We start from the raw sequence: 18,133 nt of genomic DNA on the forward strand, positions 1-18,133 counted from the left end.
GTAAACTTAAGACCAAGCAAGTATCCATAAACAGTTGTGCTGGCGACAATAGCAAGAGTGAACCACCTGATCCCTTCCCGAACTCAGAAGTGAAACCTCTTAGCGCTGATGGTAGTGTGGGGTTACCCATGTGAGAGTAAGTCATCGCCAGCTCATTAATTCAAACACCCCCTTCTAATAAGAAGGGGGTGTTTTTTTATATGGAAAATAATGAATAATAACTGGTTTAAAAAATACGTTCAAAATAGCTCAAGATTAGCATAGATAACCTTAAAGTCCCTGCTTCTAACTTTAAGGCTATTTCTTAATTAAGGATTAAAAGTCTGAAATACACAGAGTTATATTATAAGATCAAATTTTATTTCTCTCATATTCTATGATAAACCTGTGAAATGATAAGAACTATAAATCGAGAATGATTGTGCTGAATATTTTATTACAGTTGTGTGGAGGTATTGGCTTATTTCTATTAGGAATGAGTTTAATGACCGATAGCCTTAAAGCTATTGCGGGGGAAGCATTGAGACGATGGCTAGTGCGCTTCACGGACTCTCCCTTAAAAGCAATGTTTTCGGGTATTACCATCACGATTGCTGTACAATCATCTACAGCAACGACTTTAGCAACTATTGGATTTGTTAGCGCTGGTATTCTGACATTTAGTAATGCAATTGGTGTAATTATTGGAGCCAATATCGGTACCACCAGTACAGGTTGGATGGTCGCATTACTTGGTTTAAAATTTTCAATCTCAAAAATCGCCTTACCTTTAATTGCTATTGGAGCAATCTTAAAATTACTGGCTAAAGATCGTCTGGCTTTAATGGGAATGACCATTGCTGGGTTTGGTTTATTATTTCTTGGAATAGATGTTTTACAGCAAGCTATGGCAGGGGTTGCTGCTTCAGTTGATTTAAGTCGTTGGCCAACAGAAAGTCTTTTAAGTAAATTACTTTTAGTACTGATTGGTTTTGTGATGACGATTTTGTTGCAATCATCGAGTGCAGCAATTACAGCAACTTTAGCGGCTTTGGCGAGCCAAGCGATTAACTTGGAGCAAACCTTAGCTTTGGTAATAGGTCAAAATGTTGGGACTGTTGTTACCGCAGTTTTGGCCGCAGTAGGGGCGACTACCAGTGCAAAACGTACTGCTGCTGTACATGTCATTTTTAATGTTGTGACTGCAATTTTTGCTTTTTTATTGTTATTACCTGGATTCTTATGGGCTTATCAGTATATGGCCTTTATCCATCATTTGGACCCTATTCTTATCGTTGCTGCGTTTCATACGTGCTTTAGCTTGCTCGGTGCCTTAATTTTTATGCCGTTTATTGGCCGATTTGAGCACCTACTATTAAGGTTATTACCTGAGCAAGAAAATTCATTAACACGCTACTTGGATGATAGTTTATACAGTGTACCTGCACTGGCTATAGCTGCAACAGAACGTGTTTTGCTGCAAACATTAACTGATATCTATTCTTTACTGATTAAATTTATTCGTGGTGAAATTATTTCTACAATGATTAATACCAATGAGATGGATGCAACCATAAAAACTGTAGAATCCTACTTAGAGCGCATGTCCGTTCCACAGTCTCACAGTGATCAGCAGCATCTAATTCTCTTGCTCAGATTAGTGGTATATATCAGAGTTTTGAGAAATGATTTACAAGATGTTGCGCAAGTTGAATTGCTTAAGAAGCAGCAAATCTTACAAGAACTTCCCTTAGCATTGGTTACGCATTTGGAAGGACAAATTGAATATTTACAAACAACACCATTTCCAAAATTTCCGATAGATTTTGTGAATGATTTAATTCAGTTAGAGCAAGCGAGCAATGAGCAGCAAGAATTTCTTCGTCAGAAGATTATGCATGCTTCAGTAAATCATCAACTTACAGTTTCTCAGACCTTGGATTTATTGGCTGCACAACGTTGGATTGTTCATCTTATCGCCCATACACAAAGAGTTGCAGTATTGTTGCAACAACAAGATCAAGATGCTATTGAATAGCATTTAATTGACGTCGAGCATGCTTTAATGCAGTTCTAAGGCCTTCTTCTAAAGTTGGATGATAAAATGGTTTTTCCAGTAGCTGATCAAGTGTGCAGTCTTCAGAAATCATCCAGTTAAGTAAGTGTGCTAAATGTTCAGCGGAAGTCATTAGTAATTCTGCACCTAAAATTTTACGGCTCTTTGTATGGACATAGACTTCTAAGGCACCATAATTTTTCCTTAAGACTTGTGCTCGTCCTTGTCGGGCATAAGAAACATACCCTATTACAAAAGGAACTTTACTGCTTTCAAGTTGCTTAAAACTTTGACCCACAATAGCCATTTCTGGTTCACAGAATACAATTCCTAGTGGAGTTAAATTTCGAATGTTTTTGATCTTATTTAAATTTAAGCAATTTAAAACAGCATTGCGACCTTCATGTGCAGCTTCATGCTGAATAGGTGTGTTGGTATGGGCATCACCAACAACAAAAATAGGATAGTGTGCAAGCTGTTTGGTTGCTGTATGGATAGGTAAGTTTTTTAGATCTGTAAATTGAACATTTATATTTTCTAACTCTAAATTATCTAATAATGTACGACGTCCTGTGGCAACCAATAAATAATCTGCGACTAGACAGTGTTCTTGGCCAAATTCCTGATAGGTGATTTGTACACCATCTTTGGAATTTTCAACGTGTGTAGGTAACACTTCGAATTTAATTTCAACTTCTTGACTTAACAGCTCTTGCGCCATTTTTTGTAGTAAAGGGCTGGTTAATGTTCCGACTTTTCGACTACGTGCAAATATCGTAGTTTTAACACCTAAACGCTGTAATGCTTGCGCAAGTTCAAGAGCAATAACACCACTTCCAATCACAGCGATAGATTCTGGCAGTTGCTCCAGTTCAAAGATTTCATCAGAAGTAATGAGTTTAGATCCTAATTCTTTTTTCCATTCAAGATCAAAACTTGGCGTTGATCCTACAGCTAGAATAAAACTCCGAGCTTGATAGTGCTTTTGATTAATTTCAATTGTCGAGGCATTAATAAAGTGAGCTTGACCAGTTATTTTATGGCTTGTTTCCCAGCGTTCGACATCTTTTAAAGCTGCTTGTGTAAATTGATTTCTTAAGTTCTGTACATGATGCATGATTTTTTGGGAATCAGGATGTAGATGTGTTGTTACACCAATTTGATCTAATGATTGAGCATCATGCAGTTGATTTGCTACAGAAATGAGTACTTTGCTTGGCATACAACCTACCCGTGCACAGGTAGTATCCCAAGGACCATGATTCACAATTAAAATATTTGATGTGTGTTTGATTGCTTCTTTATATGCAGCCTGTCCAGCTGTTCCAGCACCAATAATAATGATGTCGTACATAATAGATATTATTTGAATTAATGCTCTTGAGATTAACATAGTAAAACATTTGGTCTGACTTTATTTACATAAAGCTACTTATATGGTTACATACGACAAATTAAAAATTTAATTACCACTTAATGAAGAAAGGTTATTCGGGGAATTTTGATGAATAATAAACAGATTGGTCTAAAACTGTCGACTGTTGCATTGGCAGTATTATTGGCAAGTTGTGGTGGAGGGGGGAGTGATGGATATTTTCCAGATAAGAATTCTGGAGGAAATTCGAGTGGTGGAACAGTAACTTCACCAACAGCAGAGTTATTATCAATTGGACAAAGTAAAAGTAGTCTAAATGCAGGTGGTGAGGATAAATTAACTTTAACTATTCGTACTTTAGATAAAAGCGGTGGTGTCATTGCAAATGCGAATGTTAAAGTTGAAATTAAAGATGCACAAACTTCTGGTGCAAGCCTAAGCAAGTCTAGTAATCTCGTTAGTAATGAAAGTGGTATAACAACAATAGATGTAAGCTTAATTAATTCTACATTAAGTCAACGAATTAATAGAACAATTACGGTTATTGTTACTTCTGGGTCTGCAAAACAAGAAATTGAAATTCCAGTGACAGGTACGACTGTTTCGATTACTTCTGATGTTAATTTACTTGAAGTAGGAAATAGTGCCAATGTAACTCTCACAGCAGTAGATGCAGTAGGTAATCCTTTAGTTGGTGCAACAGCTAGTCTAATTGATAGTGTAGGTAATACGGTTGGATCGACCTTAGTTACTAATTCAGCTGGTAAAGCTGTATTCCAAGTACCATATAACACGGTATTAGCATTAGCCAATCATAAGTTAGAATTGACGGGTAAGATTACTGTTTCAGGCAGTAATCAGTCAATTAGTAATCTTTTAACTACAGATTCAGTCACTTTAATTGCGAATGTTTCTAATAATGTAATTCAACCTATTTCTAATACAGATCCTGTAGGTGTCGGTGAAAGTAAAACAATAACAGTACAAGTAAATGCTTCATCACAAGCGGAATTACTTGGTAAAACGGTGAATTTTGATACCACAAATGGAACAGTTACTCCAACTAAAGCTTCTATTACAAATGTGCATCAAGAAAATGGAAAATGGGTGGGTAATGCGAGTACAAACTTAATTGGTACGATTTCATCTGTTGCAACAGTTTCAGCGCAATTCGGGTCTAATGTCGTTTATATTGCTCAGAAAATTAGTGCGGGTGCTCCAGCAATTATCACACTTCAATCTGAAGCGAGTGTTCTAGCCCCAAGAGCTAATACCAAGGTGATTGCACTAGTCAAAGATAAAAATGGTTCACCTGTGCCAGGAGTTGTTGTTAAATTTACTACAATTAAAGATACATCTTCTGATGGTAGTCTGTCACAACCAACTGCAGTAACGGATAGTACAGGTCGAGCAACTGTAATTTATACAGCGGGTTCAGCACAAACATTAGGCGGTGGAGTTGAAATTCAAGCCTCAACTGCAAGTGCAACATCTCCTCAGCCTGTATATTCACCAAATTTATTATTAACTGTTTCAACTCAGTCTGCTTTCATTACAGTGGCGCAAAATCATAATGTCATTAAAGAGGCGAATGACAATACCAATTATTATAAAGAATTTACAGCGTCTGTAGTAGATACAGCAGGGAATCCTATTGCCAATCAAGAAATTAGTATTTCTCTAGATTTAGTAAGTTTTTATAAGGGGCGTTTTAACTGGGTGCGTGATTATTCTTATTCACAAGGCAGTGATGGAATGTGGTCATGGTTGGCTTATTGGCGTTGGTCGCGTGATTACACTGTTTATGAAAATAGTGTAGCGAAAAGAGTAACCACATATATTGAATGTCCTTCAAATGAATTTCCAAATCCAATTGCGATTTTAGGTTCGGATAATAAAATTCTTGGGACTAATGCAACATTTAGAACGAATTCGGAAGGGAAATTTGATTTTAAAGTACGTTATGGACGTAATTATTCAAATTGGCTACGAGTTAATATTAATGCTTCCACAACGGTTTCTACTAAGGATAATTTAACAGCATTATCCTTCATGCCGCCTGTTGCTGATATTGATGTGGATGATGTTGATGGTAAATGGCGTCCAGATGATGTGAGTCCTTATGGTACAGATTATTCGACATGTACCAACTACAAATAAAAGAGTTTTAAATAAAAAAACAGCGCTTCGGCGCTGTTTTTTTGAGCGAAAATTTAAATTGATGTTCCAACACTCACACCAACCGTAGGACGTACATCCATAGATGTACAAGCAGATAGGATGGAAGTACAGAGTACAAGGATCAATAATTTATTCATGTAATAAACCTTGTTTACGTGCTTCATTAAATAATTCGCTTGAGCGTTGACCACTTTTGCAAATCATTAAAATGGGTTTAGGAAGTTCGTTATAGTACTTTGAAAATTCAATGATATCTGTTTGCGTAATTTTACCGTTTTCAATAGGTTGGTAAATGACACTTACGTGAGATTGCTCCGCAATATTGCGTAACTGACTGACAGAAACATTATTTCCCATTTCCTGATCGGGCCGATTCACAATTACAGACTTAAATCCCTGTTTTAACAGTAGTTGAAACGTTTTGTTATCAAGCTGACCAGACACGGTAAGGTTTTCGCTCAGTGCTTGAAGCATTTGAGTTTTCTGAGCGAAAAGGGGTGTACTATTCAGCAAAACACTACACAAAATGCATGTAGTCAAGAGTTGCTTAATCATCCAGCAAATCCATTTGTTTTGCCAGTTGATATAAATTGTTTGAACGATTGCCTGTACGGCAAAACATTAAAACGGGTTTTGGAAGTTCATTAAAATGATTGGCAAAAGTACGTACATCAAGCTCGGTAATTTGACCTGCTACGACTGGTTGATAGACATAGTCGAGTCCTGCAACACGTGCTGCTTCTTCAATTTGAGCACTTGTGGGTTGCTCTGGTCCACCTTCCATATCTGGGCGGTTGTTGATAATAGACTTGAATCCTTTTTCGACAACTTGTTCTACATGCTCAGGGCCGATTTGACCTGCGAAGCCTACATTTTCGCTCATTATGTCACTCCATCATCCAATTAAACAATATATGCTTTATGATAGCATTAAGCAGATTCTACTGTTGAATCTGTTGAAATTTTTATAAATGATTACAACCATAAAATAACGTACTGGAGCGCGTATGCACGCTTACACGGTCGAGCCTTTATATGTCAAAAGTGGTCAGGAAGTACTTGCGGCAGATTTTTATCGGCCCAAAACGGAACATAAACCAGCAGTTATATTGATGGCACATGGCTTGGCAGGCTTACGTCAGTTTAAACTGGTGCAATACGCGAAACAATTTGCACAAGCGGGTTACGCTGTGGTGTTGTTTGATTATCGCTACTGGGGGGGGAGTACAGGGCGACCACGTGAGTTGGTCTCTATTAGCTCTCAGTTAGACGACTGGCGAACGATGATTGCACATCTTCAGGAACGCAAGTCGATTGATTCACGACGGATTATTTTGTGGGGAACAGCACTGAGCGGTGGTTATGTCTTGACGTTAGCCAGTGAATTGAAAAATATTCAAGCGGTGATGGTGCAAGTGCCAATGGTCGATGGTAGTGAGCTGGCCAAACTTTACCCGATTCCTCAATTATCCAAAGCACTAAAAATTTCCAGTCAAGATTATATGGGGGGTAAAGTCGGGATGGCCTGTAAAACTTTACCTGTTGTAAGTCGTGATGATCTTAGTTTTATGCCGACAGAGGACAGTTATTCAGGTTATATGTCGATTGTTCACCCAGACTATTTTTGGAGTGGTGAAATTCCAGCACGGGTATTCTTTAATCTGATTCGTTATCGCCCCATTCAGGAGGTGCGTAAAATCAATATTCCTGTGCTATTTATTGCGGCCAAAGAAGACAGTTTAATGCCGATTGCTTCGAGTCGTGAAGCGGCTACTAATATCGCACCTTATGTGCAATATTATGAATGGGAGATGAAACATTTCGATATTTATCATCATCCGTGGTTTGAAAAAGCCATTTCGACCCAATTAGAATTCTTACATCAACATATTGGAGTCAGCTCATGATTATTGTATGCCCATCCTGTTTGGCCAAGAATCGCGTGCCTGAAGAAAAAATTGAAGCCCAGCCCAGCTGTGGTCAGTGCCATCAATCCTTGATTCCACTAGCTCCCATTGATTTAAATGAACAAAATTTTAGTCAGTTCATCACGCACAGTGATTTACCTATTTTGATTGATTTATGGGCAGACTGGTGTGGACCGTGTAAAATGATGGCTCCTCATTTCGCAGCCGTGGCAAAACAGAACCCTCGTGTGATTTTTGCCAAGATTAATACGGAAGAGTCTCCTCGTTTAAGTAGTGCTTTTCATGTGCGCAGTATTCCAACTCTCGTGTTGATGAATAAAACCAATGAAATTGCTAGAATAAGCGGTGCACTTAGATCGAGTGAACTACAACAGTGGCTGGATCAACATTCAAATGTCTAATGCCTAGTCAAAGCACAATAGGCTTGGAGAAATCGTGTCAGATATTCATGTAAAACCAGAAGGGACGTTATCTCTTCAAACCATCGCGATGCCAGCGGATACCAACTGGAGTGGCGATGTATTTGGTGGCTGGATTGTGTCACAAATGGACTTGGCTGGAGCAATCCACGCAGAACGCTTTAGTAAAGGGCGTTGTGCAACAATTTCAATTAATCAAATGACTTTTCTGGTACCAGTAAAAGTTGGGGATGTGATTAGTTGTTATACCAAAATTTTAAAAGTTGGCAATACTTCAATTCAAATGCAAATTGAAGTCTGGGATAGCCATGACAGCTCCCGTGAGGCAAAACGCGTCACAGAAGGTGTATTCACTTTTGTGGCTGTAGATGTGAAAGGCAACAAACGTCAAATTCCTGAAGAAGTGAAGCAGAAGTTTATGAACACTCAATCTGCCTAAGCTTAAATAAAAAAACCAGCACATTGCTGGTTTTTTTATGTCTCTATTTTAAGCCGACTTGCGCTTAGGTAACCAAGCCCAAAGCATTTGGCATTGAATCGGTTCATTGCCTGTATCATCAATTACAGTTACAGGAATCAGCAATTCACCTTTTTCCTGCTCTGCAATAAACGTTTGCTGTTCTGGGCTTAAGCTTGCCGTCGCAGTGAGTCCACCTTGCGCAACCTTTAAATAATCAACATGTAGGCTTTTAATCAATAAAATGCGATGATCTGGAACATGTAAACCCGTTAAAAAACCTGTTGCAGTTTCAGCCAATAACGCCATTGCTGCTGCATGCACGCCTTTAATATGGTTTTGCATATTACGTTGATTTTCAATGCGTACGACCACATGGTGCTGGTCAACTTCCAGATAACGAATATTGGCTGTACCGACCATTGGTACAATACGACCAAAGGCTTTGCTCCAAAGGGTAGTTCGAATCCCTTGCGGGAATTTCGATGTGGCGTTGACCAGTTTGGATAAACGATTGCTTTGAGTCATATCATACCTCTAGATGTTTAGGGGTGGCCTCACATTAGTCTTTAAAGTTATTAAATTGCAATGGAAGTCCGAATTGTTGTTCACGCAAAAAATTCATGACTTGCTGTAGAGTATCGCGCTTTTTATCAGTCACACGAATTTTGTCGCCTTGAATTGAAGATTGCGCTTTAATGCCACTTTCTTTAATGGCTTTATTAATTTTTTTTGCAGTATCAGAGTCAAGACCATCTTTCAGTTTGATTACTTGGATCACATTTTTACCAGAAGCAGTTGGTTTTTGTGGATCTAAAGCTTGAACATCCACTTTGCGCTTATAAAAATGGTTTTCCAACATGTTATACACTTGCTCGCATTGGAAATCACTTTCAGTACTAATTTTAATTTCTTTAGACTTTTCATTGAGTTCAATAGAAACATCTTGTCCGCGGAAGTCAAAACGCGTTGCAATTTCTTTTTGCGTGTTTTGAACTGCATGATTTACTTCAAAAATCTCTAATTCTGAAACAATATCGAACGATGGCATAGAATAGACCTTTACAAAGGGAAAGAATATCTGAGATGCTAGGGATGTTTTCTTCATTTGCCAAGTGTTGTTTACATCAAAGGAGTGCACAATGATCCGTAAACAAGAAATTACAACATTTGAGTTCCCAGACGATGCCATCATCTGGGATGTCCGTGACGCAAGTGCTTATGCTGAAGCCCATGTTAAAGGTGCGGTAAATCAGCCAATTGCAGACTTGTCAGCAGATTGTTTGACTCAGGTGTCTGCGGATCAGACCATTTACATTCTGTGTGGTGGTGGAAGTAAGGCGCCACGTGCGGCTGAACTTCTCGATAGTTTAGATCATTCACGTGAGTATGTAGTCCTGATGGGGGGTACACGAGCGGCACGTGATGCGGGTTTGCCTTTAGAACAAGGAACCTGATTCAAAAAAAGCGCCTTATGGCGCTTTTTTCGTAAATGAAGAAGAAAAAACAACAGAAATATAAAAAAGAATTAATTTCCAGTCTGCGTATGTGGATGAGCCTTAAAATAAGGTTTCTTCGGTTTAGATTTTTTTACAAAACGTTGAATATCCAACTTTTCCAAAAGTGAACTTGGAACAGGGCAAGCTTCTGAAAGAATTTTTGCAGCCAAAATTTCACTACACAGTGGTGCGAATAAAAAGCCTTTAGATCCCAATCCCGCTAGGCTATATATTTCAGTCGAATGATCCAAGCGACCTAAGATAGGGAAATAATCGCTGGTTTGCGCACGCACTGAAGCACGACCTTGCCAAGTCGAGGTTGGAGGCAGGGATTGTGCATAACTTGGAAACACACTGTGGATAAGATTAAAGTTATGCACATGATCTTCTGCGAGCACTTCGCAATCATCTCGATTTGGGTAAAAAGATGCACCTAGAATTAAATGTTCAGCATCGAGTTGCATACAATAGCCACCGTAGCTATAGGCTTGATCGGCAGCTAAAGGTTGAGTCTGATTATTAACCCAACTGACCTGACCACGAATGGGTTTGAGTAGCGGATAATGTTCAAAAAGAGTTTGGCTTTCGCGCGCGCAGCACACAATCACATGATCAAAGTCACCCAGACACTGATCTTGAGTATTCATGATTTCTACAGTTTGTTTTGAAATAAAGCTCTTGATCGTGGCTTGCTGAAACTGAATGAGAGGATGTTGAAGAATCTGATCACGTAATGCATGCGGAGAAACTCCCCCTGCTTGCAGCAGATTTAAGCTCGGAAAATCAGTTGCAATAGCGCAGTCCTGTGCGGTTGAGGTATTCAATACATGTTCAGGATATTCGGTAGCTAAATCCAATAAATCATCGGCATTTTTCAAAGCCATTTGGTTGACTTGAATCGGGCGAAAAGCCTGAAATTGAGCATAGTGGCGCAGTGCATGCTGCCATGCCAAGGTCATCAAGTGTTCATGGCTTTGTTCAATCGGACACAGTTTAGGATTGAGTAAAGCCAAGGGATTGCCCGAACCACCCGACAGTGGTGCGCTTTGATCATACAGGGTGACTAAATGTCTGCGTTGGGCAAAAGCCCAAGCACAGCTTAAACCCGCAATGCCAGCACCGACAATCGCGATGTGACGTTGTTTAGGCCGCATTGCATCAACTGGATTGGGTGTTGCTGTAGGCGTAGCAGCACTTTCCGATGAGGATTCAGGCTTTATCCAACAGGCTTTCAGCATTTCCCGTTTATGCCCAAAGCCACGTGGACGAGTGATCTGAATGCCATGCTGTTTTAGTCCACGTTTTAACACACCTGCAACGCTGAATGAGGCAAAAGTTGTTCCGTAGTCGGACAGTCTTACGATATGATTCAACACTTGTTCTTGCCACATATCTGGATTGCATGAAGGTGCAAATCCATCTAAAAACCATGCATTGACAGGATGAAGCTTTTCCATTTGTGGGAAAACCTCATGCGCATCGCCTAACCACAGGTCAAGACTAAAACGCTCCTCAGGGAAACTGAGGCGATGACAACCGGCAAGAGGTAAAGGATATTGTTGAATCAGTTGATCGGCTAAAGGTTTGAGTTCAGGCCAGGCATTTAAAGCACGAATTAAGTCTAGCTTGGATAGTGGAAACTTTTCCACGCTTATGGCATGTAAATGACTCTGGTTATCGGGACGATATTGTTGCCACATTTGCCATAGCGCCAGAATATTTAAGCCTGTACCAAAACCTGTTTCGCCGATAGAAAAGTATTCATAGTCGCTTAAATTTGCCAAACGCAGGCTGAGATCATTGCCATGTAAAAAGACATGGCGAGTTTCTAATAAACCATTGTCTTTAGAAAAATAAACATCGCCAAATTGTTTAGAGACAGGCACCTCGATACCATCGACAAGATGCCAATCGAGCTCAGCCGTTTGTATTGCATGTGACAAAAGTAAAAACCTTTATATTGAAGCGCAGAAAATTACCATTGGCGGCGACGTTTAGATTGCGCATAACTGGCAATTAAAAAGCCCAAGAGTACGCCAACAGCAAGTGTGACCGCACCGTAAATAAACATTTGCGCACTACGTTCACTTTGTAGTACTTGAACTTGAACACCTAAACTATCGTTTTTTAATTGTAATTCTTGGTTTTGAGCCAATGCTTCTAAATTGGCTTTTTCCAATTGTTGCAGGCGTACGGATTGGTCTTTGACTAAAGCTTTGATTTTTAAATCTTGCAAGGCTTTATTTTTGGCAAGTTGTTCTGCTGTAAGGGGTTGAACCTCTTGCGGTTGTCCATTTGGATTCACCGTTGCTACTGCGGGAATCACGCGTTGTTTGTTCGCAGGAAGAGTCTGTGGTGGCGCTGTCGGTGCTGGTGCAGTAGGGGCAGCAGAGGCTACAGCAGGAGCTGGAGAAGTTGGTGCAGGTTCTACTGCCCAAGCTGTAGAACACAATAAAGAAAGACCTAGTAAACTAGGAACAACAGCGCGCATGAATTTTATCCTTTAGGAAACGCTTTGTTAAAAGGTTTAACCTCAATTTGAGCATAGACGCCTTCTTTTAAGAAAGGTTCATCTTGTAGCCAAGTATCGAGTGCTTCACGGCTGTCAAAATCGACAATGATGGTGCTGCCATAAAAACCTGCTTGTGGATTGCTCGGATCTTTAGGCATCGCACCTGCAACAATTAAGCGACCTTCAGCATCTAGTTGCTCTAAACGTGCGAGATGTTGAGGGCGTACCGCAAGGCGTTTTTCTACAGTACCGTCTTGATCGGTACAAGTCACAACAAATAATGGCATGATGATTCTCTGCGCGCGAAACGAATATTAATCTTCAGAAGATTTGAAGTGTTTACGTAATACAATAAACTGGATAATGATAAAGGAAAACATCACCAGCATGTCACCAAAAGCGGTAAATTCTCCCCAATATTTTCCGTTCATAAATAAGAAAGCAAAAAAGACATGTAAGCCAGACATGACGGCAAACATGCCTGCCCAAGCGTAATTGAGTCTTTTCCAGCCCAGTTCACCTAAATTGAAAATAGGGGCAAATAGGCGTTTGATGAGCGGACTACGGTCTTTGCTAAAATACGGAGATAACAAGAAAGCACCAGCAAAGACCATATTTAGAATGGCTGCTTTTAGGCGGATATAGAAGTCATCACTGAGCATCAAGGTAATGCCACCAAAAATCACCGTCATAAACAAGACAATCCATTGTTGTTTGTCTAAACGGAATTTTTGCATGATGAACAATGCGCCATACACCACCAGCATGGAAAGAATTAAGCCCGTTGTTGCCACTAAAATATTATTATTGTCTATACCACCTGCGGAACCGATTAATTGGAGTAACGGATGCTGGGTATCTTTTGGATCTACCGTCTTATATAAATAAAAGAAAATAATGAGTGGCACAAAGTCTAAAAGTGCTTTCATGTTAGAGTATCTGAATCTGTTTAATAAAGTGGCTTAGTATAAGTGATGCTTGGCGTAGATTTACATACACATAGTAATATTTCTGATGGAACTTTGTCACCAGAACAACTGGTGCATGCCGCGCATGAAAAAGGCATCCACACGCTGGCATTGACCGATCACGATACGATGGATGGTCTAGCTTTGGCAGCACAAATTGCAAATGGCTATGACATGAAGTTAATCTCTGGCGTTGAAATTTCCAGTCAATGGTCGCGTCCAGCCACCAAAAAAAGTTATAGCGTACATATTGTTGCACTGAACATGCAGCATCCTGAGCCATTATTGGCGGTTTTAGAACAGCAAAAACAGATTCGAGCCGAGCGTGCAGAGCAGATTTGCCGTTTGCTTACACCGCTGATTGGTCAAGATATCTATGCCGATGTACTTAGTAAAGTTGATGGTGAAGCAGATCGTATCACGCGTACACATATTGCCAAAACCTTGGTAGAAAAGGGAATCGTCAGTCGTGTACAACAAGCTTTTGATAAATATATTAAAGAAGGCAAGAAGGCTTATGTAAAGTTTGATGGATTGGGACTTGAAGAAACCATACAAGTGATTCATGCCAGTGGTGGCTTTGCGGTTTTGGCCCATCCCACCCGATATGATTTATCGGCAACCAATGTTCGTTATTTAATTGAATTGTTTGCACAGTCTGGTGGGGATGCTGTGGAATTGCCACCGCAAATTGATCCACCTGCGACGCGTCAAATGGTGGATCGTATGATTGCGGAACAGGGTTTAAAAGTATCGGTTGGCAGTGATTTTCATGGTGAAAATATGCCGTGGATTCAACTAGGACGTGTTCCTGTCATGAAAGCAGGGCAAGTGGGGATTTGGGAACAGTTTCAATAACCTCGGTATTTTAATGACCAAGGAAAAATGCTGTCCTAGTTTTGACCATTATTGCCCCATTTTAAGTAAGGCTCTCTTTGACTGAGAAGGTCGTAGTAGCGTTTTACATGTGGGCAGTCAGGTTTCTCAAATGGTGTTAAATACCAACGCTGTACAGAAAGCCCAATTGGAATATCTGCCAATGAAAACTGCTGACCCGCGACATACGCCTGACTGTTTGCGAGTTGGTTTTCTAAAATGAGCATCATGCTATTCCACGCTTGAATACTTTTTTCAACTTCCTTCTGATCTTGATGTTCAGGAGAGTTTCGAATAATGTGCATCAGGGCATACACCCAACTGTTATTGAGCTCAATCCCTTGCCAGTCAATCCATTGATCAATAAGTGCACGTGTTTTCGGCTCTGTCGGATAAAGTGCTGAACCACCATAAGCATTCGCCAAGTAACGAATAATCGAATTAGATTGCCATAGCGTCAGTTCCTCATTGATGAGTACAGGAATCGTGGCATTTGGATTTAACTGTACAAATTCCTGTTCTTTCGGGGAGCGAAAGCCACGGCCCCAATCTTCACGTCGGTAAGGTAAATGTAGCTCATCACATAACCAGAGGACTTTTCTGACATTGATGGAATCTGTTCGTCCTAAAATTTTAATCACAGCCTGACTCCTGTTTTTGATTTTTAAATATTTGTTTAATTTCGTCTTTCTAGTTCTACAAAGAGGACCGTTGATTTTGAATGGTTGGTTTTATAAGAGATTGTTATCCTGTGCTTGGATTGGTGGTGGAGTTGGCTTACCTAAAGTGCCAAGTAATTCAATTTCTATGGTACGTACCATTGCATCTAGGGGTAAATCATTACTTTGTGTGCCAAACGGTTCTTCAATTTCTGAACTTAAGGCATCTAAGCCCAAAAAGGTATAGGCTAAGATACCGACCAGTAATGGCGTAGCCAGTCCTAAAGTTGCACCTAAACTAAACGGGAGCATGAAACAGAAAAAATACACGGTACGATTTAGCAATACAGAATAAGCAAAAGGTAATGGCGTTGTGGCAATTCGGTCACAGCCTGTTTGTACCAAGCTCATTTCCGCCACATGTTCATTCATTTGTGCATAAATAATGTCTGAGATTTCACCTTCTTTTAAGGCCTGCATTAGTTCCCATTGAATCAGACTGAGCGTGTACTGCGGAGCGTTGACCTGTTGATACAGTTGAGCCAACGCTTGCGGGCTTAAGCCTGTAGTTTCAGTCAGTTCGGTTGGGTTCTCAGTCTGATGGCGCAGTCGGTCACGCAATACGTTGGCAAAGACAATGACATGCTGAATGACTCGCTCGCGCCGTGCCTGTGTAAGAATACGACAGTTACGGTCAAAGTGGCGTGCATTGGCAATCAACATGCCCCAAAGTTTACGCGCTTCCCACCAGCGGTCATAACAAGCGGTATTTTTAAACCCAAGGAAAATAGACAGTACAACACCAATTAAGGTGAAGCCAACCAAGGGCAGTTCTGGAAAATGAAAATATCCCATGTGCGATACACCACCCACAATGGTGGAAATCAGCATAACCACGCCTAAAGGAGGTAAAACTTTTGGGAGGATTGTTCCGCGCCATGAAAATAATAGTTTAAAGACGTCGGGTTGTTCTCGCACGATCATGGGGTGGGATTCATCATTTATTTTTGCTTGATCTTCATCTGTCGTTTGGCTTTTGTCAATATTTGCTGAAAGGCTTTAAGTGGACTTGATTAAGCCCTGTTCAGCAAATGAAAAACTACCTGTCGCAGCAATCACACAATGATCCAACAATTGTATTTCAAGCAGTTTACAGGCCTGTGTAATTTGTTGGGTTAAGGCAATATCCGCTGCTGAAGGCAGGGCATGTCCCAAAGGGTGATTATGTGCAATGACAATAGAGCTGGCTTGCTGTTGCAAGGCATAACGCAGTAATTGATTTAGAGAGACCGTGCAACTATTTAGTGAGCCAAAGAAGAGTTTTTTAAAATGTAGTTTGCGTAATTGACTGTCTAGGCACAGAACGGCAAATACTTCCTGTGTTTCTCCCAAGAGTTCAAAGCGTAGGTAGTCAAGTAATTGTGAGGAGTTTTGAATTTCTAAACTGTGTTGTTGTAATTGTTGTGCCACATAACGCCGTCCCAATTCTTTGACTGCCATGAGTTGTGAATATTTACTGGCACCAATGCCATGAAACTGACTGAGTTGGGGAAGTTCAGCATTTAGAATTGGGGCTAATCCACCAAAATGCTGTATCAGCAGTCGGGCTAATTCTACGGCTGAGTGTTGTTGAGAACCAGAACGTAGGAAAATGGCCAAGAGTTCTGCATCTGAAAGGCTATTCGCCCCTTGTTGTAATAAGCGTTCACGAGGACGCTCCTGTTCGGGCCAATGTTTGATCGATAGATTCATTTTTGTTGAGCTTTTTCATGTTTATTATCAAGTTTTACCCCAGTCAATCACTTGGGTATGCGGATATTTAATGCTATTGTGAGCGCCACTGCAACAGAAAGGTATACTGTTTGTGAGCTTTGACTTAAGTGTAATTCCAAATAAAAACATCATTTTGGCTGTTACAGGCGGAATTGCAGCCTATAAAAGTGCCATCCTAGTTCGTCGACTTAAAGATCAGGGATTTAATGTTCGTGTCGTGATGACGCATGGTGCGCAGGCCTTTATTACACCACTGACGTTTCAAGCCTTGTCTGGCAATCCTGTACATACCGAATTACTCGATCCAGAAGCTGAAGCAGGCATGGGACATATTGAGTTAGCGCGTTGGGCAGATTTATTGTTGGTGGCACCAGCCAGTTGCGATACCTTGGCCAAGTTTGCCGCAGGTTTGGCAGATGATTTACTCAGTACTTTATATCTTGCGACTAAAGCGCCAGTTTGGGTTGCGCCTGCCATGAATCAGCAGATGTGGGCAGCCAAAGCCACGCAGCGTAATTTAAATACGTTGATTGAGGATGGCGTGCATGTGATTATGCCAGAAGCCGGTTCACAAGCATGTGGTGATGTGGGTTTAGGCCGTATGCCTGAGCCAGAAGATTTGGCTTATCAAGTCACGGAGTATTTCCATAAAGCACAACGTGCCATTGCCGAAAAATTTGGTCTATTGGCGAGTAAACATGTGGTGATTACCGCAGGTCCAACCCGTGAAGCAATAGACCCTGTGCGTTATATTTCTAATCACAGTACAGGCAAAATGGGTTTTGCGTTGGCAGCTGCCTGTTATGCGGCTGGGGCAAAAGTGACTTTAATTGCAGGTCCTGTCAGTTTAGATACTCCAAATGGGGTACGCCGTGTGAACGTGTCATCTGCGATTCAAATGTTGAATACCAGCATGCAAATGTTGGAAGAAGGCTGTGATATTTTCATAGCCACAGCAGCAGTCGCTGATTATCGTGTTGCTGAAGTCGCTGAACATAAAATTAAAAAATCGGGCGATGAGCTCAATGTCGCTTTAGTGAAAAACCCAGACATTGTGGCGACTATTGCACAGCAACAAAAGCGTCCGTTTATGGTCGGCTTTGCCGCAGAAACACGTAACGTGGAAGAATATGCAGCAGGCAAGCTGGTCGCTAAAAAGCTGGATATGATTGCCTGTAATGATGTGTCACGTGCTGATATCGGTTTTGCGTCGGATGAAAATGCCATGACCGTGTTTTTTGCCAATCAATATGACATGGACAAACGTGATTTAGAAAAAGCCTCAAAACAAGAGATCGCACAACAGTTGGTAGAAGCCATGCATGATGCATTACAGCATCATAAAGCCAAATAGATCTGTGAAATTTTTATCAAAATGCAACGAATCCGTTGCATTTTTTATGTATGCTACTTTAGTAGAATAAAGCAGCGTGTTTAAATAAACATTTTGT

Annotated in this window: 20 protein-coding genes and 1 rRNA gene; 9 read left to right on the plus strand and 12 right to left on the minus strand. The window is 40.5% G+C overall.

What is annotated here, in order from left to right; translation table 11 throughout:
• Positions 1-38: 38 nt before the first annotated feature.
• Together rrf and MP622_RS16335 are read left to right on the plus strand one after the other, a co-directional pair.
• Positions 39-153, plus strand: a 5S ribosomal RNA gene (gene rrf / locus MP622_RS16330).
• Positions 154-421: 268 nt separating this feature from the next.
• Positions 422-2,017 (plus strand): Na/Pi symporter, encoded by a 1,596-nt coding sequence (locus MP622_RS16335; protein ID WP_243791824.1) that lies wholly within the window; start codon positions 422-424, stop codon positions 2,015-2,017.
• Here MP622_RS16335 and MP622_RS16340 read toward each other — a convergent pair.
• A complete protein-coding gene (locus MP622_RS16340; RefSeq protein ID WP_243791826.1) occupies positions 2,007-3,389 on the minus strand; it encodes a dihydrolipoyl dehydrogenase in 1,383 nt (460 codons plus the stop codon). The genes MP622_RS16335 and MP622_RS16340 overlap by 11 nt on opposite strands.
• Positions 3,390-3,539: 150 nt before the next feature.
• Here MP622_RS16340 and MP622_RS16345 point away from each other — a divergent pair, with 150 nt between their 5' ends.
• Positions 3,540-5,570 (plus strand): Ig-like domain-containing protein, encoded by a 2,031-nt coding sequence (locus MP622_RS16345; RefSeq protein ID WP_243791827.1) that lies wholly within the window; start codon positions 3,540-3,542, stop codon positions 5,568-5,570.
• A gap of 150 nt (positions 5,571-5,720) precedes the next feature.
• On the opposite strand, the gene MP622_RS16350 is transcribed toward MP622_RS16345, so the two are convergent.
• Both MP622_RS16350 and MP622_RS16355 read right to left on the minus strand, forming a co-directional pair.
• Positions 5,721-6,146 carry a sulfur transferase domain-containing protein gene (locus MP622_RS16350; RefSeq protein ID WP_044739062.1) on the minus strand — a complete coding sequence of 142 codons (426 nt, stop codon included), beginning with the start codon at positions 6,144-6,146 and terminating at the stop codon, positions 5,721-5,723.
• Positions 6,139-6,474, minus strand: coding sequence for a TIGR01244 family sulfur transferase (locus MP622_RS16355; RefSeq protein ID WP_016166254.1), 336 nt, complete (start codon positions 6,472-6,474; stop codon positions 6,139-6,141). Before MP622_RS16355 ends, MP622_RS16350 begins: the two co-directional genes overlap by 8 nt.
• Positions 6,475-6,598: 124 nt before the next feature.
• Between MP622_RS16355 and MP622_RS16360 the strand changes: the two genes are divergently transcribed.
• Genes MP622_RS16360 through MP622_RS16370 form a run of 3 tightly spaced genes read left to right on the plus strand, consistent with a single transcriptional unit; the run spans position 6,599 to position 8,377 of the window.
• Complete coding sequence (locus MP622_RS16360) at positions 6,599-7,498, plus strand: alpha/beta hydrolase (protein WP_104441440.1); 900 nt, start codon at positions 6,599-6,601, stop codon at positions 7,496-7,498.
• Positions 7,495-7,920 (plus strand): thioredoxin TrxC, encoded by a 426-nt coding sequence (gene trxC, locus MP622_RS16365; protein WP_243791829.1) that lies wholly within the window; start codon positions 7,495-7,497, stop codon positions 7,918-7,920. Before MP622_RS16360 ends, trxC begins: the two co-directional genes overlap by 4 nt.
• A gap of 34 nt (positions 7,921-7,954) precedes the next feature.
• Positions 7,955-8,377: an acyl-CoA thioesterase gene (locus tag MP622_RS16370; protein WP_116760535.1), complete on the plus strand. Its 423-nt coding sequence runs from the start codon at positions 7,955-7,957 to the stop codon at positions 8,375-8,377.
• Between the two features lie 48 nt (positions 8,378-8,425).
• Here the strand turns inward: MP622_RS16370 and MP622_RS16375 are convergent, their stop codons facing one another.
• Together MP622_RS16375 and MP622_RS16380 are read right to left on the minus strand one after the other, a co-directional pair.
• Entirely contained in the window at positions 8,426-8,923 is a 498-nt protein-coding gene (locus MP622_RS16375; RefSeq protein WP_243791831.1) for a DUF4442 domain-containing protein, read from the minus strand.
• A 34-nt stretch (positions 8,924-8,957) separates the two neighbouring features.
• The gene (locus MP622_RS16380; protein ID WP_243791833.1) at positions 8,958-9,446 is read right to left on the minus strand and encodes a YajQ family cyclic di-GMP-binding protein; all 489 of its coding nucleotides are present in this window, start codon (positions 9,444-9,446) and stop codon (positions 8,958-8,960) included.
• A gap of 91 nt (positions 9,447-9,537) precedes the next feature.
• On the opposite strand from MP622_RS16380, the gene MP622_RS16385 reads away from it, so the two are divergent.
• The gene (locus MP622_RS16385) at positions 9,538-9,852 is read left to right on the plus strand and encodes a rhodanese-like domain-containing protein (protein ID WP_016166248.1); all 315 of its coding nucleotides are present in this window, start codon (positions 9,538-9,540) and stop codon (positions 9,850-9,852) included.
• Positions 9,853-9,923: 71 nt separating this feature from the next.
• Here the strand turns inward: MP622_RS16385 and mnmC are convergent, their stop codons facing one another.
• Genes mnmC through MP622_RS16405 form a run of 4 tightly spaced genes read right to left on the minus strand, consistent with a single transcriptional unit; the run spans position 9,924 to position 13,335 of the window.
• The gene (gene mnmC, locus MP622_RS16390; protein WP_243791835.1) at positions 9,924-11,837 is read right to left on the minus strand and encodes an FAD-dependent 5-carboxymethylaminomethyl-2-thiouridine(34) oxidoreductase MnmC; all 1,914 of its coding nucleotides are present in this window, start codon (positions 11,835-11,837) and stop codon (positions 9,924-9,926) included.
• A gap of 32 nt (positions 11,838-11,869) precedes the next feature.
• Entirely contained in the window at positions 11,870-12,385 is a 516-nt protein-coding gene (locus MP622_RS16395; RefSeq protein WP_243791837.1) for a hypothetical protein, read from the minus strand.
• 5 nt (positions 12,386-12,390) lie between these two features.
• Positions 12,391-12,693 (minus strand): YciI family protein, encoded by a 303-nt coding sequence (locus tag MP622_RS16400; RefSeq protein ID WP_016166245.1) that lies wholly within the window; start codon positions 12,691-12,693, stop codon positions 12,391-12,393.
• 27 nt (positions 12,694-12,720) lie between these two features.
• Positions 12,721-13,335, minus strand: coding sequence for a septation protein IspZ (locus tag MP622_RS16405; protein WP_016166244.1), 615 nt, complete (start codon positions 13,333-13,335; stop codon positions 12,721-12,723).
• Between the two features lie 45 nt (positions 13,336-13,380).
• On the opposite strand from MP622_RS16405, the gene MP622_RS16410 reads away from it, so the two are divergent.
• Complete coding sequence (locus MP622_RS16410; protein WP_243791839.1) at positions 13,381-14,232, plus strand: PHP domain-containing protein; 852 nt, start codon at positions 13,381-13,383, stop codon at positions 14,230-14,232.
• A 35-nt stretch (positions 14,233-14,267) separates the two neighbouring features.
• Here the strand turns inward: MP622_RS16410 and MP622_RS16415 are convergent, their stop codons facing one another.
• The 3 genes from MP622_RS16415 to radC form a co-directional block, all read right to left on the minus strand.
• The gene (locus tag MP622_RS16415; protein WP_243791841.1) at positions 14,268-14,891 is read right to left on the minus strand and encodes a glutathione S-transferase; all 624 of its coding nucleotides are present in this window, start codon (positions 14,889-14,891) and stop codon (positions 14,268-14,270) included.
• 90 nt (positions 14,892-14,981) lie between these two features.
• Positions 14,982-15,893: a bestrophin family protein gene (locus tag MP622_RS16420; protein ID WP_016166241.1), complete on the minus strand. Its 912-nt coding sequence runs from the start codon at positions 15,891-15,893 to the stop codon at positions 14,982-14,984.
• A 75-nt stretch (positions 15,894-15,968) separates the two neighbouring features.
• The gene (radC, locus tag MP622_RS16425) at positions 15,969-16,661 is read right to left on the minus strand and encodes a DNA repair protein RadC (protein ID WP_044739051.1); all 693 of its coding nucleotides are present in this window, start codon (positions 16,659-16,661) and stop codon (positions 15,969-15,971) included.
• A gap of 112 nt (positions 16,662-16,773) precedes the next feature.
• Here radC and coaBC point away from each other — a divergent pair, with 112 nt between their 5' ends.
• Positions 16,774-18,036: a bifunctional phosphopantothenoylcysteine decarboxylase/phosphopantothenate--cysteine ligase CoaBC gene (gene coaBC / locus MP622_RS16430; RefSeq protein WP_016166239.1), complete on the plus strand. Its 1,263-nt coding sequence runs from the start codon at positions 16,774-16,776 to the stop codon at positions 18,034-18,036.
• The last annotated feature ends 97 nt before the right edge of the window (positions 18,037-18,133 follow it).

Source organism: Acinetobacter sp. PK01, assembly GCF_022819285.1.
Classification (GTDB): domain Bacteria; phylum Pseudomonadota; class Gammaproteobacteria; order Pseudomonadales; family Moraxellaceae; genus Acinetobacter; species Acinetobacter tandoii.